The organism is Micromonospora sp. NPDC049645, assembly GCF_040675155.1.
GTDB lineage: Bacteria > Actinomycetota > Actinomycetes > Mycobacteriales > Micromonosporaceae > Micromonospora.
On record NZ_JBFAOI010000001.1, the window covers coordinates 633,986 to 649,825 of the forward strand.

A 15,840-nucleotide genomic window follows, 5' to 3' on the forward strand; every position below is an offset into this window, starting at 1 on the left:
TTTGGCACGCGGTGACCGCCCTTCGTCGGGTCGCCAAGGTGGAAGGGGCGGCCTCCGCCGGTTGCGGGCGGCGGAGACCACCCCGCCCTGCCACCGCAGCCTGAATCGGCGGTATGGCAGCAGGGCCGCTTGTCTCTTGCTGGTGCTGGCACGACTGACCGGGGGTGCCAGCCGTGCCAGCGGTGGTGGATGCCCAACCGGGAGGCCGGCTGCCTACCAGGCGATCCGTTGCCGGGTATCCGTGGAGCAACCTATAATGCAAAGCATGGTAAGTGCAAGCACTGAGCATGCTAAGCAGGCGAAGCCTTGGCCGACGGCGTGTGGGCGTGGGAAGATCTTGGGGCCTACCAGGAGTTGCCATGCCCCGAATCTCAGACCGTCAGCGCATAGCCCAGGACATCCGCGACAAGATCGCGTCCGGGGAGTACGGATCCGGAGCGAAGTTGCCTTCGCTGCGGGAGATGTCTGCGCGCTACGGTGTTTCCGCCGAGCCGGTTCGATCCGCGCTGCTGATCCTGCAGGCCGAGGGCCTGGTCGAAGGTCATCAAGGCAAGGGCGTGTACGTGACTGGGGCTCGGCCGGCGACCGACTAGCTAGCGTTCAACTGCCGACTGAATACCAACGTCTGCTTTCTGCTCGGCCGCGATCAACCTCCGATCGCTTGCTGCGTACGTCCGGCTCCAGCCGCGATCCCCGCCGGGGGGAGCCGGGCACCGGGCACCACCACTCGTCAGCCGTCATCGTCCGGTGTTGCTGGGCGTGGTCATCATGCTGACCAGCGCCGGGCATCGTCAGCCACTGCCGGCGGTTTCGATGCCTCCGTGCTGCCTCTGCGCCAAAGGGTCAACACCCCCGCGCCCGAACCTGGCTGGACCTTGGCCTCTGCGTCATGCCACCTCCAGTGATCAATCCAATAACGAAGAGCCCGCCTCCGACGGCAGGCGAAGCTCGCGGCCTAGAGTTTGCGAGGGTCGAGCCGAGGGAGTGACCAGGGTGAGCGAACGTCTTCCAGTCATCAGCCTTTTCTCGGGCGCCGGTGGCCTTGACCTGGCGGTCGAGGCGTGTGGCCGCACCGATGACGCCGACGGCCTCCTCCGCGTTGCTGTAGCCACGGACTACGAGGCGCAGGCACTCAGGACTCTGTCCATGAACTTCCCCGAGACGCCCACGCTCTGTAAGGACATCCGCAACACGAGCGGGGACGAGCTGCTCGAGATGGCGGGGCTGTCCGCAGGAGAACCGACCCTGGTGATCGGTGGCCCTCCGTGTACCCCCTTCAGCAAGTCTGGATTCTGGCTCGAAGAGAAGCGTGAGAGCCTCGATCCCAACGCGTCTCTCCTCGATGAGTACGTGCGGGTAGTACGCGACACGCGACCTGAAGCCTTCATCCTTGAGAATGTTCAAGGCCTCACCTATTCGACGCATCGCGCACAGTTCACACGCCTCCTGAAGCAGCTAGAGGATCTGGGCTACAACCCGCGCGCGAAGGTACTCCTTGCTGCGGAGTACGGCGTTCCTCAGCTACGGCGGCGTGTGTTCGTGGTCGGCCGGCGAGATGGTAAGGCTTTCCAGTTCCCGCCTATCACTCACTCTGGGTTGAGCGAGCGCGACCGAAAAATCGATGCCACCAAGCTGCCGTTCGTCACCGCTCAGGACGCGATCGGGGACTTGCTGCCGGGCACGCCTGAGCCCGGTGAGGCCGTTAACGGCGAGTACGGGGAGCTGGCATCTGAGGTGCCGCCAGGCCAGAACTACCTGTGGCATACCGACCGATACGGTGGACGCGACGTGTTTAAGTGGAGGAGTCGCTACTGGACGTTCCTCCTGCGGCTGGACCCGGATCGGCCGGCTTCGACCATTCAAGCCCAGCCGGGCCCTTACGTTGGACCCTTCCATTGGGAGAATGTCGTAAACGCTGACGGAGAAAAACGAGCCCGACGCCTGCGAGTGCCGGAAATGCTCCGACTCATGACATTCCCGGATGACTTCAAGTTCGATGGCAACCGGGCCGACATTCAACGTCAGCTTGGAAACGCCGTCCCGGTTCAGCTAGGCAAAGTTGTGGTAGAAGCACTAATGGAGCAGCTCGGCCACCTTGGCCGCTCCCAAGAGAACAACCATCAACAGTTGGAACTTGTTGTGTAGGAGTATCGCGGACCACACGTGGCTGGTTGTTTGCGCTGGGGCAGCCCCTCTCAACTGCCCCAGCGCAAGTCACTACTCGACGAAACTGGAACGGGTTAGCTCAGCCCAGCGTTTTTGAGTGGAGACGGGAAGCCCCACTTCCACCATTCGCATCACCATCCCACGAGCTAGGTTCCTGATGTTTACCTTCACTCCACGTGGGCTCCATGCAAAGGCATGAAAGATAAGCTCTTCCACGCCATATATCCACGTGAATACACAATCCAACTCTCGCGCAACCCGGCTAGCATCTAGACCGCCCCCATCCTGCTGACCGGGACTCAAAGCCACATACATCACGTTCTTGATGCCTTGATTTGCGCAACGACGCGTGAATGCCCAAACCTCGTCTTCTGTCACCTCACGCTGCTTCACTTCAATAGCCACCATGGGGTTTTTCTCAGCCGCTTGAAAAACATGCACGTCGCCCGGCCAATGCCTGCTAGGGTCATTAATTTTTCCAGTCCGGACGTCTGCCCAAATCAGACTCAAAGCCGCTGCGGCAAGCGCTTGGCCTCTACCGCCTCGCTCGGGGTCCTCGAGAACAAAGCTTTTAGCGGCAGTAACAATCTGTGCCAGATCTGACTCTGTGTCAGAGATGATGATAGGCTGGTTTTTGAGTGCGACCGCGAATCGTTCCCGGAGCCAGGCAGCGAAGGCTCGAAGAGCCTCCTGCTCGTCGAGCCGGTCAACGTAGGCGAGCACTGATAGAAGGAACTCGAAGCTCCCTTTTTCGCGTGTCACAATATCGTGGAGGGTGCGCGGCTTCAACCAGGTGCTTCCGTTGGTCGGATTAGCGCTTTGGGAACCAAGGTCAAAGCCGTATCGATCTCGAGCGGGGGCGAGAACGTGGTCGGCGATTCCCCGCATGTGGTAGCCGCGCTCGGTTTCGCCCAGCTTGACCACAAATGGATCGATACGACTATCGCAGGCCTTCGCGAGAAGCGCACACCCTAGGACGACGGTGTCACCTCCCCTCGTCGACTCTCCCACCTGGCGACTCAACGTCGACCACTGTTCTGGGACTGGGAAGTCCGACTGCGCAATGGCCATGGCCTCCTCAAACCGCTGCTCGGCCAACGGAATGCTGATGCTGATCCCGATCTTCAACTGGCTCGTCCTCCAGGTCGTCTGAACCAGCAACTTAGAGGATCAAACGGGCCTATGTGGCCCCCCACGCGGCCAGGGCAGCCGGCAGGCTAGATGAGGATTGTCTGCTGTCCGGTGACCGCGCGGACGATTCGGCCCTGCTCGGGCATCCAGTGCCTTGCGCATCCCCGTTACGGTGGCCCGGTGCTGCTGAACCTCGTGCCGCTAGCTATCGACTGGCAGGAAGTATCGGATCAAGCGACGGTCATTGGCGTCTTTATCGCCCTGGCCGTGGGCATTGCAACGACCGTCGTCATGATCCGCCAGGAGAAGGTTACGAGGACGGGCCAGCAGCTTCAGTCGGAACACGCCACAGCCGCCGCCGAGCGGGCAGAGTCGGCCGCCCGGCTGACAGAGGAGTACACACGTCGGGTCGTTGAGGCGCTGGAAACGATTGCCTCTCGCCCAGAAGGTGCTGGACTGGTCATCGCCGCACCTCGCGTTCGCTGGTCTCTCACACACCAGGACGGCGATAAGTACCTGCTCACGAACGTCGGAGACGCAGCTGCACACAGTGTACGAATCAATGCTCACAAGTCGCTTCATTTGATCAAACCCACTGATGGGCACAACATCGACGCTGGCGAGGCGCTGGGCTTCCTAGCCGTTCCGACCATGGCTACCCTCGACTTCACGATCACCGTGGAGTGGTTCGATCTTTCGAGCGGTCACAAGCGGACGTGGAAGTACCCCCTCCCCCCCAACCGCCAGAAGTGACCTGCCATCCCGCCTGCCATCGACCCGTCCTATCGGGGAGCGGGCGGCCGCCCGGCCCGCCACGTCAAGCGGACCTTGACGCACGTTCGGACGCTGGCGGGTCGGGCGGTGGTCTGCTCGGCTTGCCCCGGGTCGATGGCGGGCGGAATGGCCCCCGCAACCACCCACGGATCGCGACCCGCGGACGGTGCCCCGGCCATCCTGGAGCCGGAACGCCCCCGCCGGAGGCGCAGTGCCGCAACCCCGCGACCGCTGCCAGTTCGCCGACGCGGCCGGCGTGCGCTCTCCTACGCCGCGCGGGCTCGTGGCCGCGTGACCCGGCCGGCTGCCGGCCCACAGCATCCACAATCAATCGCCCTGTCGTTCTGCGGCGGCCCTTTGGGCTTCCGCTTTCCGCGTCAGCCGCCGGCGTGTTGCGTGGCCGGAGTCGGAGCGCCAGCGGAGCGACGGACGCGCGCCCAAGCGGCGGCGCGTGCGGCCCGTTCAGGGCCGCCTTGAAGACGTACAGAAGATCTGAACCACTTCGCCGGCAGTCCGGCTGTCCTCCGTCGGCTGATGTGCAACAGTCGTCCGTCAAGTGATGCGCGACAAGCTAATGCACCTCCGCGCATCACACGGTGTTGCGCTCACCCGTCGCATCTGCCGTTCATCGTGATCGTGCTGGGACCGTCTGGCAGTCCGAGATACCACCAGGTGCCAGGTGGCGGCTTAGTGTGCCAGGCACGGCAAGTGCTCAAGGCGATCGACAAGAAGGAGGCCATGTGATGACCGGTCCCCATCCTGAGGTGTCCCACTACGCCTACCGCGTCACGTGGTCGGTCCAGGACCGCGAGTTCGTCGTCACCTGCGCCGAGTTCCCGTCCCTCTCCTGGCTGGCACCTTCCCAAATCGAGGCGCTGCAAGGGCTCCAGGACCGACTGCGTGAAGTGATCGCGGACATGCGGGAGCAGGGCGAGGCGGTGCCGCAGCCGTTCGCGGAGCGAAGCTACTCCGGCAAGTTCAACCTCCGTGTCGGGGAGAGCGTGCGCCGCGAGCTCGCCATCGAGGCTGCCGAGGACGGGATGAGTCTCAACCAGTACGTCCTACGTAAGCTCCGCGCCGCCTGAGTGGTCGCCCGGCTCATCACACGACCGTGCTTCGAAGGGCGCTATTGATCAACTAACTGTTCACCCCTACAGCGCCCGTCTCTCATCCGGCTTGGCTGGCGAGTTCGCTCAGAGCCGGCAGGGTCATCAAACGGCCGCGCCCGCCGGCGTGCCACAGCCCTGTGGACCGGAGCGCTGGCACACCCCAACCGCTCGGCTCTGCGGTGTCGTGGCGGGTTCTCCGCGTCGGTGGCGTCCACCTTGACCCACCAATAAGGAGAGACCCCGCCATGACGCACGAGACACGTGCGGGTAGGAAGCGAACACGCGGAATCCTGTCCGCGGTGGCGCTCATCCTCATCGCCGGACCGGCAACTGCCCTCAACCCCACGCTCGCGGACGCGCAGGCGACCCCGACCAGCGGTAACACCCCACTGATCAACCTAACCAACGGGCAGAACGTCGAGGGCAAGCTCCCCGTCGTCGTCGAGCCCGTCACCGAGAACGACTCGGTGACCACCCTCTCGGTCGACGGCGACATGGTCGGTGCCGACAAGACCGCCGGCACCGCCCACTTCGCCTTCGAGATGGGCGGCAACGGCACCGAGGCCCGTTACCGCAACTACCTCACCGTCAACGAGCACACGGCCGAGGCGGACCGGGTCTACCTGCCGGACATCGCCGGTGGGCAGGTCGGCACCCTCGACTTTCCCGGCGACTGGCTGCGAGACGGTGCGAACACCATCACCGTCCACGCCGGCGCGAACTGGGTCGACTCGACCACCAAGACCGCCGTCGGCTACGAGGAGCTACCCAACGGTGAGGGTGGCCGTTGCCCCAACTACGACGACTACGCGTTGAGCAGCATCAGCCTCAGCCTGCTCGGCGTGGTCGCCGACGGTGAGCAGAACCTGTTCAGCTACAGCTTTGGTGACGGCACCTGCGGCAGCTCGGCGAAGCTGCTCAACCAGGACCTGACCTTCGTCATCTCCGGCACGCCGGGCAGCACGTCCGGCCTGCGCACCGACCTCGACACCACAAAGCTCACCAACGGTACGCACACCGTCAGCGCGACCACCCAGTCGGGCGCGAAGACGTCGGTGACCGTCGACGTCAACAACGCTCCGGCCGGCGCGGCGGTGGTCACCCCCGGTGACGGTGCCCGCGTACGCGGCACCCGACCGGTGATCGCCGCGCTGCCCAGTGGCGGCACGCAGCACGTCGAGTCCCTGGCCATCGACGACAAGCCCGCCGAGAACGCGGAGGCGCTGGCCGCCGGCACCGCCACGCTCGGCCTCGCGGTCGCGGCCGGCAACTCGATCGAGGCGCGCTACCACAACTATGCGCTGGTCAACGGCCACCGGGTCGACCTCGGCGGTGACTACGGCGCGACCGGCGCGGAGGCCGTGAAGCTGGCGTTCCCCAACCGGTTCCTGCACCTCGGCGACAATGTCGTCGAGATCCGGACCGGTGACTACAACGGCACCCTCAACGGGGCCACCTGCGCCAACCACGACGACTTCACGCTCAACCGGGCGGCGACGAGCCTCACCCTGAGCACGGCGGGCACGGTGACGGCCGGCACCACGTACGTCGTCACCACCAGCGGCACGACCGTGACGAAGGCGGAGACGACCGCCGCCTCGCTGGCGCTGGGCGACGGCACCTGCGCCGCCAACAAGGACGCCGAGTTCCACTTCACCATCGCGGACGCCCCGACGACGCGCACTGTCGACACCCTCGGCAGCGGGGGCGACGCACACCTGAAGGTGTTCGTCGGCGGCAACGGCAGCGACAACGGGTACGACAACAAGGTGCTGATCAACGGCATCCCGCTGGAGATCGGCATGTGGGAGAAGGAGACCGCCGACCTCGCCTTCCCGAACGAGTGGCTGGTGCCGGGCGTCAACGCTATGGAGTTCGTCGCGGGCAACGACCACGGCAGCGCCAAGCCGGGCGGTTGCGACAACTTCGACGACTTCACCCTGCGCGACTTCCAGCTCCTGCCGACCGGCGCGAAAGCCACCCAGCTGACCCGGTCGACCGCACAGACGACGGTCACCATCGGCTCGGCGAGCTACCCCGCCGGCTCCCAGGTGACCACGTACATCGGTGACGGCACCTGCGGCAGCAGCTACAACTCGGTGCTGACCAAGATGGTCCTGTTCGACGTCACCGCGGCGGACGGCTCGACGCTGCCGGCACTGGGCAAGCGCGCCGACGTGGACACCACGACGATCGCGGACGGTGCCCACACCATCAAGGCGGTCGTCGGGGACAAGACCTCGACGCGGCGCTTCACCACCGACAACACCGCCCCGGAGATCGCGGACAGCGTCCCGGCGGCCGGGCAGCGGCTGACCTCGACCGTCGCGCTCAACGTCACGATCAAGGACGCCTCCGGGGTGGTCGGCACGCCGGTCATCACGCTCGACGGCGCTGCCGTCAAGCAGGGCGACCAGATCGGCCACGGCCTGCCGGCCGGGCAGCACACCATCGCGGTGACGGCGACCGACGCGCTCGGCAACACCGCCACCCGCGAGGTGCGCTTCAGCAGCGCGAGCATCCCGGACGTCCCGACCGAGCTGAACTCGACTGTCAAGGACACCGACCCGCTCTCGGCCGAGCTGTCCGCCCGGATCCCCGGTGCCGAGGGGGTCGGGCTGACCGCCACCTTCACCAAGGCGGACGTGGTCCTGCCGACCGGCGGTTACCAGGGTGCGGCGGCCGACGTGCCGACCACGCTCGACGTCCAGCACGACCGGAACGTGGACGTCGCCTCGCTGCGCCCGCTCGACGGCGCGACGATCGACACCCCGTCCGACCGTGGGGTGGTCTTCCAGCGGTACGACCTGCCGCTCGCGGCGACCACGCAGGAGCCGACGTTGCGCTGGTCGGGGACCATCGACCCGGCCCGGATCGTGGCGCTGCGCGCCTGGAACCCGGCGACCGACACATGGGTCGTGCTGACCTCCTCGCGTGGCCAGGCCGGGCACGAGACGGTGCTGACCGCGCCGGTGGAGGCCGGCTACCGCGACGGCGGGGTGGTGCACGTGCTGGTCACCGGCGAGGACCCGTTCGCCGACGACCTGTCTCCGCACGACTCGACGGCGCAGAACGACAAGGATCGCTTCGAGGACCCGGCTTCGTACGACTTCTCGTTGGCGCACTTCACCGACACCCAGTACATCACCGAGGGTGCCGCCGGCGGCACGTACGACGACTTCGACGGCAACGCCGAGCCCACGGACGTCGAGACGGCCGAGGAGCAGGCGATCTGGTCGGCCGCGTACCGCGACCAGATGCAGTGGATCGCCGACAACGCGGCCAGCCGCAAGATCGCGTACGCCGCGCACACCGGCGACGTCATCGAGAACGACTACTACGACCCGCTGGCGAAGAACCCGGACGGTTCGCTGAAGCGGCCCGGCCTGCACGAGCAGGTCGAGAAGGAACTCGCCGCCGCGTCCGGCTTTCAGAAGATCCTGGACGACAACGGTGTCGTCAACCAGGTCATCGCGGGTAACCACGACGACCAGCTGGGCGCCGAGACCGGCCCCACCTCCCGGTTCAGCCGCACCTTCAGCGCCGACCGGTACTACGGCACGGCGAAGGGCTGGCCGAAGGGCACCGAGTACCACGCGTGGGACGAGGCGACCAAGGCCGACGGTTCGGTCACGCCGGGCAAGGACAACCAGAACAACTACCTGCTCTTCTCCGCCGGTGGTCTGGACTTCGTGGCGGTCGGCCTGTCGTACGGCGTCACGCCGGCCGAGGCCAAGTGGGCTGATTCGATCTTCAAGCGGTACAAGGACCGCAACGGGATCCTGCTCTCCCACGACTACCTGAAGCCCTCGGCCAACCCGGACGGTCGGGGCGCGGACTTCTCCGCACCGGACGGCTCGCCGCTCTTCAAGCAGGTCGTCGAGACCAACCCGAACGTCTTCCTGGTCCTCGCCGGGCACGAGCACGGCGTCGGCACCAACCTGAAGTCGAAGATCGGCGTCACCGTCAGCCACGACGTCGTCGAGCTGCTCGCGGACTACCAGTTCTACACGGTCACCGCCGCCGAGCTGTGGCCCAAGCAGGTCGCCGCCGACGGCACCATCGACGTCAACGGTGACGGCACCCCGGACCACAAGGCCACCGACCGGTTGCAGTTCGGCGCGAGCTTCCTGCGCCTGCTCCAGTTCGACGTGGACCGGGCCGAGATGCACATCGACACGTACTCGCCGTTCCTGAAGAACTTCGGGGCGACCGAGTACGACATCCGCCAGGACGGCAGCCAGCCCAAGCCGCGCTACAACGGCTCGGAGGACAACCTGACCCTGCCGGTGGACCTCACCACCCGCAAGACGTCGTTCAGCACCGACTCGCTGGCCGCGTACGTGCCGTCCGGCACCATCGGCACCGACGAGGTGACCGCGAACGGCGTCGCCACCACCACCTGGGGCAAGCTCCTGCCGGGCGGCTCGTACGGCTGGATCGTCTCCGCGAAGAGCGCCGACGGTGGCGAGGCGGTGGCCCAGCCGGCCGTGTTCGCCACCGCCAAGCAGGTCCCGACGATGACCGTCACCGCCGCCCCGACCGCCTGGGGCACCGCGGCGACGGTGACCGTGCGGGTCGCGGCCGGCAGCACGCCGGTCACCGGCGCGGTGGAGCTGCGCGAGGGTACGACCGTTCGCGGCTCGGCCACGGTCACCAACGGGACCGCGACGTTCACCCTCCCGGTCGGCCTCGCGGGCGGCCAGCACACGCTCACCGCGTCGTACCCGGGCAGTGACCTGCTCACGCCGGTGCAGACCACCGCCATCCTGACGGTGAACCTGCCGGCGGAGTGGAGTTCGTCGACCGTCTACAACGACGGCGACCGGGTCACCTATCAGGGCCGCGTCTTCCGGGCCTCCTGGTACACGAAGAACCAGAAGCCGGGGGCCGACCCCAACGGCGCATGGCAGGAGATCGCCATGACCGAGGACGGTACGGCGATCTGGACCGCGTCGCGGGTCTTCAACTCCGGCGACCTCGTCATGTACGACGGCCGGAAGTGGCGGGCCCAGTGGTACACCCGTAACCAGAAGCCGGGCGACCGCAACGGCTCCTGGGAGGAGATCGCCCCCACCCCGCCGGACAACAGCCCGGCCGCCTGGACGCTCACGAAGGTCTACAACGCTGGCGATCGGGTGACCTTCAAGGGCCACGTCTACGAGGCGAAGTGGTGGACGCGCGGCCAGGAACCGGGTGACAAGAACGGCCCCTGGAAGCTGATCAAGTAGTCAGGTTCGCGTGACGCCGGCCCGGGACCGCTGCTGGTCCCGGGCCGGTGCGCTCTCCACCCTTGATCGACTCGGTTTCCGTGAAACCGGGGCATCAACTTGCCGGGATACCGCGACTTCTGGAAGGTCGAGTCGATCAGGGCCGCGCGGGTGCGTCACCCGTCCGGTGGAGGCCGTTCCTTCCGCCCGCTCTCACGTTTTTCCTGCTCCTACGCTTCGCCGAAGGCAGGCGCGCGGTGGGAGCGCCCGCCCCGGTCGGAGCAGTGGCGGAGGGCAGATGGCTTCGAGGCGTACACCTCGGGTTGTGGTGGCGGCGGTGGCCGGCGGTCTGTTCGCCCTCGGTGTGGTCGCGCCGGGTCCGGCGGCGGCGCCGCTGCCCCGCGCGGCCCGGGCCGACGGCGCCACGGCCCCCGACACGCGCGAGCCGCGCCCACCGCTGCTCCCCGCCGACTTCCAGGGCACCGGCCGGTACATCGTGCGGGACCTCGGCATCGACGTGCCGTTCAGCTGGCAGGGCCGGGACGGCAACAGCCAGATGGTCGCCGGCGGCCCGGACCACCCGATCTGGTTCACGAACCTGATCTACGAGAACACGCTCTACACGCTCACCTACAAGTGGCCGAACATCCCACTGTTCCCGCCCCGCGCGTGCAGCAAGATCCCGGGGTTCTTCAACCGGCAGATCTTCAACGACAAGCTGAAGACCGCCCGTTACGTGGGGCCGGAGATCCTGCAAGGCGAGCAGGACCGGCACGTCGACCACTGGCGGGTCGGGGTCGTCGGCGGCTCCACAGTGCCGGGGGAGTTCTTCCGGTTTCCGATCGCGCTCGGCGACATCTACGTCGACCAGCACGACCCGAGCCGGTGGCGGCAGGTGTTGCAGTTCGGGCTACAGAACCTCTTCGACCCGGAGCTGGACGAGTGGTTCACGTTGGACACCTTCGACCACCGTCCCGGCCAGGTCACCCTCCCCGACCGCTGCCCACCCCCCACGCCCTGACCCCCACCCCACCCCGGCTGGCGCGTTGATCAAGAGGTTTGTGTCACCGATCGGCCCGACCGTGACCCAAACCTCTTGATCAACCTTTCCAGGGCGAGTCGCTCCCGGCGGTCACAGGGCGAACAGCAGGGCGGCGTTCAGGAGGACCACCAGGGCCGTCGCGAAGTGGATGCCGAAGGCGACCGCCTTCGTTCCGCCGTTGCGGAGCACGACGAGCGTGTCGCCCAAGGGTACGAGCGCGACGACCAGCATGAACCACGCGACCGCGTCGGTTGTGGTGAAGGCGATCAGGGCGAGGCCGAGCAGGCCGTAGCTGAGATCGCGCAAGCCCTTGATCGTCAGGTAGGCGGGGTCGCCGTCCGTTCGGGCCGGCACGCCGTAGCCGGCGGCCGCGGCCCGGGGCACCAGCAGGAACCGCGCGCCGATGAAGGCGACGAAAAGGCTGAGTACGACGGCGAGCCCGTAGGCGAGGGGTGCCAGCATGAGTCTGCTCCACTTCCTAGCGCTGCTAGATACAGGAGCGACGCTAGCAGAGCGTCGACAGGAACGCTAGCGATGCTAGTATTGCTGTTATGTCGACTCAGATGCGCCGGGAGCGCGAGCGGGCGGAGCGGGAACGCGCCATCGTCGCCGCCGCCCGAGAGTTAGCTCTCGCTGAAGGCTGGGACGCGGTGACCACCCGGCGGCTGGCCGCCGAGATCGAGTACAGCCAACCGGTCCTCTACAGCCACTTCAAGGGCAAGGACGCCATCATGGCGGCGGTCGCCGTCGAGGGCTTCGCCGAACTGGCCGCCGCGTTGGTGTCCGTCCGGGCCTCGGCTGCCGACCCTCGGCAGGCGGTCGCCGACGTCGCGGCGGCGTACGTCGCGTTCGCCGAACAGCGTCCCGCGCTCTACGACGCGATGTTCACCCTCGCCGTGGACCTGCCGTTCGCCAGCTCGGACGTCCCGACCGACCTGGCCCGGGGCTTCGCCGAGCTGGCCGAGACGGTACGCCCGTTCGCCGGGGACGCTGACCTTGAGGTCGTCACCGAGACGTTCTGGAGTGGCCTGCACGGTCTGGTCACGCTCATGCGCAGCGGCCGCCTCCGTCGGGAAGGCCATCAGCGGCGGCTGGCGGTGCTGGTCGACCGCTTCTCGCGCTGAGCGCTGTCGGTCAGGTTTGACCCGGCGGCCGTCCGGGGCGCGGGGTCTTCTTTCGCGGGGTCCCGCAAGCGCTGACGCCTGATCGACTCGGCTTTCAGCAAAACGCGGTGTCGAAGTGCCTCGGACACCCCGACTTTCTGAAAACCGAGTCGATCAAGGCCGGTCGGTCTGGCCGGTTGATCAACGGCCGCGCGCGGGTCAGTCGAAGGACGGCAGGGACGGGCCGAGGACGTCGTCGGCGTCGACGATCGTGTACGCGTACCCCTGCTCGGCGAGGAAGCGCTGCCGGTGCGCGGCGTACTCGGTGTCGATCGTGTCCCGGGACACCACCGTGTAGAAGTGCGCCTGCCGGCCGTCGGCCTTCGGCCGCAACACCCGGCCCAGCCGCTGCGCCTCCTCCTGGCGTGAGCCGAACGTCCCGGACACCTGGATCGCCACCGCCGCCTCCGGCAGGTCGATGGAGAAGTTGCCGACCTTCGAGATCACCAGCGTGCGGATCTCCCCGGTGCGGAACGCGTCGAAGAGCCGTTCCCGCTCCTTGTTCGTGGTCGAACCCTGGATGATCGGCGCGTCCAGGTATTCGCCGAGCTGGTGCAGCTGATCGATGTACGCGCCGATCACCAGCACCTGGTCGTCCGGGTGCCGGTCGACGAGCGCCCTGACCACCGGCAGCTTGGTGCGGGCGGTCGCCGCCATCCGGTAACGCTCCTCGGCCTCCGCCGTCGCGTACGACATCCGCTCCGCGTCGGTCAACGTCACCCGAACCTCGGTGCACTCGGCCGGGGCGATCCAACCCTGCGACTCGATGTCCTTCCACGGCGCGTCGTACCGCTTCGGCCCGATCAGGCTGAACACGTCACCCTCGCGGCCGTCCTCGCGTACCAGAGTCGCGGTGAGGCCCAACCGGCGACGGGCCTGGAGGTCCGCGGTGAACCGGAAGATCGGCGCGGGCAGCAGGTGCACCTCGTCGTAGACGACCAGACCCCAGTCGCGGGCCCCGAACAGGTCCAGGTGGGTGAACGCGCCGCCGCGCCGCGAGGTGAGCACCTGGTACGTGGCGATGGTGACCGGGCGGATCTCCTTGCGCTCGCCCGAATATTCGCCGATCTCCTCCTCGGTCAGCGACGTGCGGGCGATCAGCTCCCGCTTCCACTGCCGACCGGCGACCGTGTTGGTGACCAGGATCAGCGTGGTCGCCTTCGCCTCGGCCATCGCCGCCGCGCCGACCAGGGTCTTGCCGGCGCCGCAGGGCAGCACCACCACCCCCGACCCGCCGGCCCAGAACGCCTCGACGGCCTCCCGCTGGTACGAACGCAGCGTCCACGGCTTGCGGCCGTCCTTGCCGGCCTCGGCCAGCTCGATCGGGTGCGCCTCACCATCGACGTAACCGGCCAGGTCCTCCGCCGGCCAACCCAGCTTGAGCAGCGCCTGCTTGAGCCGGCCACGCTCGGACGGGTGCACCCGGATGGTGTCGTCGTCGATCTTGTCGCCGAGCATCCCGGCGAGCTTCTTGCTCTTGGCCACCTCGATCAGCACCAGCCGGTCCAGTGCCCGCAGCACCAGCCCGTACGCCGGGTCGTTGGCGAGTTGCAGCCGGCCGTAGCGGTCCATCGTCTCGGCCACGTCCACCAGCAGCGCGTGCGGCACCGGGTAGCGGGAGTACTTGATCAGCGAGTCGACCACACCCTCGGCGTCGTGCCCCGCCGCGCGGGCGTTCCACAGACCCAGCGGGGTCAGCCGGTACGTGTGCACGTGCTCCGGCGAGCGCTCCAACTCCGCGAACGGCGCGATCGCCATCCGGCAGGCCTGCGCGTCGGGGTGGTCGATCTCCAGCAGCAGGGTCTTGTCCGACTGCACGATCAGTGGTCCACCGCTCACGCCAGCGTCCTCTCCTCGGTTGGCCTTCCGACCGGAACGGGTCGCATACCCGCTGCTGGCCGACCATCCAGTGTTGCACGACGTGGGACGACGGAAGAAAGATGCGCACCGGGCGCAACCGTGACGGCACTTACGAACGTCTAGTAAAGGGACGACTGTCTGGGGAGGGTCCATGAAGCGTGTCCGGATCAGCTTCCGGGTGGTCGCCCTTGTGGTGGTCGTGCTGGTCGGCGCGGGTGCGTGCGCGTTCGAGCCGCAGTCCGGTGGGAGTGGTGGCGGGGGAGCCGCCCCAGCCGGTGCGGCGGAACAAAAAACGGGGGCGAGCGACACACCCGGGCCGGACCAGCGCGGCCGGCCCACGCCGGCCGCGCCCACCCCGAAACCCTCCCGGACACCCACTCCGAAGCCGACCCGCACCACGACCAAGCCGACTCCCGGCACCGCCACGCCGACCGTCGCCGGCTGCCCCCAGGGCCAGCACCAGCGCGCGGTGGAGAGCTACCTGGCCCGGTTGGGCGGGTTCGGGGCGGTCACCGTGGACGGTCGGCAGTCCGCCGCCGACTGCGCCGCGATCAAGAGGTTCCAAAGGAGGTACGGCATTCGCCCCGTCGAGGGTCGCGCCGGGCCGACCACCCTCGACGTGGCCCAGCGCCTCGCCACCACCGACCCGGCCCGGTGCAAGGCCGGCACGGGCACCGCGTTCTGCGTGGACCTGACCCGGCAGACCGTCTGGGCGCTCCGCGGCGGCAAGGTGATCATGGCGCCGACGGTGACCCGCACCGGAATGTCCGGCTACCGCACCCCGGCCGGCACGTACGCGGTCAACTACCGCAACCCCAAGGAGTGGTCCGACCCGTACGAGGTGTGGCTGCCGTACTGGCAGCACTTCACCCAGGGGATGGGCTTCCACGAGACCACCACCTACCTGCACGACAAGTCGATCGGCTCGCACGGTTGCGTCAACCTGCTGCACGCCGACGCCGTCCGGATGTGGGAGCTGGGCAAGGTCGGCACCCGGGTGGTGCTGATCGGTCGGCGCCCCGGCACCTGAGCGACACGGAGCGAATCGCGGGGATAACCCCCTGTCCGATCGGTCCCCTGGAGTGTCACGCTGGGAGTCCAGGGCCGGACCGGGCGGGGAGGCTGGGCATGACGGTCGACCGTGACGTGATCTCTGAGCATGAGCAAGCACCACCCGACGAGGTGTCCCGGGCGACCGTGATCGCGTACGCTGTCGCGGCGACGCTCCTCCTCGCGTGGTTCCTCTTCGGCTGGCTGGTGCTCCAGCAGGGCTTCGTCGACTCGGTCGGGGAGTCCGCCGGTGCCGGGTTCGCGCTGCTGCTGATCATCTCGGTGGTCGGCACCGTACGCCGCAGCCGCCGCTGACCGACCGACCTCGCGGCGGC

General features: G+C 67.5%; 12 protein-coding genes. 9 read left to right on the forward strand and 3 right to left on the reverse strand.

Translation table 11 applies throughout. The features are described from left to right. Window positions 1–359 precede the first annotated feature (359 nt). Window positions 360–593 (forward strand): winged helix-turn-helix domain-containing protein, encoded by a 234-nt coding sequence (locus AB0J33_RS03045; protein WP_363609216.1) that lies wholly within the window; start codon window positions 360–362, stop codon window positions 591–593. Between the two features lie 400 nt (window positions 594–993). Continuing rightward, entirely contained in the window at window positions 994–2,145 is a 1,152-nt protein-coding gene (locus AB0J33_RS03050) for a DNA cytosine methyltransferase (protein WP_363609218.1), read from the forward strand. Between the two features lie 72 nt (window positions 2,146–2,217). On the opposite strand, the gene AB0J33_RS03055 is transcribed toward AB0J33_RS03050, so the two are convergent. After that, window positions 2,218–3,294, reverse strand: coding sequence for a restriction endonuclease, SacI family (locus AB0J33_RS03055; protein ID WP_363609220.1), 1,077 nt, complete (start codon window positions 3,292–3,294; stop codon window positions 2,218–2,220). Window positions 3,295–3,477: 183 nt separating this feature from the next. Here AB0J33_RS03055 and AB0J33_RS03060 point away from each other — a divergent pair, with 183 nt between their 5' ends. From AB0J33_RS03060 to AB0J33_RS03075, 4 genes are all read left to right on the forward strand, one after another. Further along, complete coding sequence (locus tag AB0J33_RS03060; RefSeq protein WP_363609222.1) at window positions 3,478–4,050, forward strand: hypothetical protein; 573 nt, start codon at window positions 3,478–3,480, stop codon at window positions 4,048–4,050. A 764-nt stretch (window positions 4,051–4,814) separates the two neighbouring features. Next, window positions 4,815–5,156 carry a type II toxin-antitoxin system HicB family antitoxin gene (locus AB0J33_RS03065; protein WP_363609224.1) on the forward strand — a complete coding sequence of 114 codons (342 nt, stop codon included), beginning with the start codon at window positions 4,815–4,817 and terminating at the stop codon, window positions 5,154–5,156. A 323-nt stretch (window positions 5,157–5,479) separates the two neighbouring features. Continuing rightward, window positions 5,480–10,411 carry a carbohydrate-binding protein gene (locus tag AB0J33_RS03070; RefSeq protein ID WP_363609226.1) on the forward strand — a complete coding sequence of 1,644 codons (4,932 nt, stop codon included), beginning with the start codon at window positions 5,480–5,482 and terminating at the stop codon, window positions 10,409–10,411. Between the two features lie 277 nt (window positions 10,412–10,688). Next, window positions 10,689–11,411: a hypothetical protein gene (locus AB0J33_RS03075; RefSeq protein WP_363609228.1), complete on the forward strand. Its 723-nt coding sequence runs from the start codon at window positions 10,689–10,691 to the stop codon at window positions 11,409–11,411. A gap of 111 nt (window positions 11,412–11,522) precedes the next feature. Here AB0J33_RS03075 and AB0J33_RS03080 read toward each other — a convergent pair whose 3' ends face one another. Beyond that, window positions 11,523–11,894, reverse strand: coding sequence for a DUF4267 domain-containing protein (locus AB0J33_RS03080; protein ID WP_363609230.1), 372 nt, complete (start codon window positions 11,892–11,894; stop codon window positions 11,523–11,525). A gap of 89 nt (window positions 11,895–11,983) precedes the next feature. Here AB0J33_RS03080 and AB0J33_RS03085 point away from each other — a divergent pair, with 89 nt between their 5' ends. Further along, the gene (locus AB0J33_RS03085; protein ID WP_363609232.1) at window positions 11,984–12,556 is read left to right on the forward strand and encodes a TetR/AcrR family transcriptional regulator; all 573 of its coding nucleotides are present in this window, start codon (window positions 11,984–11,986) and stop codon (window positions 12,554–12,556) included. A 198-nt stretch (window positions 12,557–12,754) separates the two neighbouring features. Here AB0J33_RS03085 and AB0J33_RS03090 read toward each other — a convergent pair whose 3' ends face one another. Next, window positions 12,755–14,434 (reverse strand): DNA repair helicase XPB, encoded by a 1,680-nt coding sequence (locus tag AB0J33_RS03090; protein ID WP_363609234.1) that lies wholly within the window; start codon window positions 14,432–14,434, stop codon window positions 12,755–12,757. Window positions 14,435–14,606: 172 nt separating this feature from the next. Here AB0J33_RS03090 and AB0J33_RS03095 point away from each other — a divergent pair, with 172 nt between their 5' ends. Next, complete coding sequence (locus AB0J33_RS03095) at window positions 14,607–15,485, forward strand: L,D-transpeptidase family protein (RefSeq protein WP_363609236.1); 879 nt, start codon at window positions 14,607–14,609, stop codon at window positions 15,483–15,485. Window positions 15,486–15,583: 98 nt separating this feature from the next. Further along, a complete protein-coding gene (locus tag AB0J33_RS03100; protein ID WP_363609238.1) occupies window positions 15,584–15,820 on the forward strand; it encodes a hypothetical protein in 237 nt (78 codons plus the stop codon). Window positions 15,821–15,840: the final 20 nt, after the last annotated feature.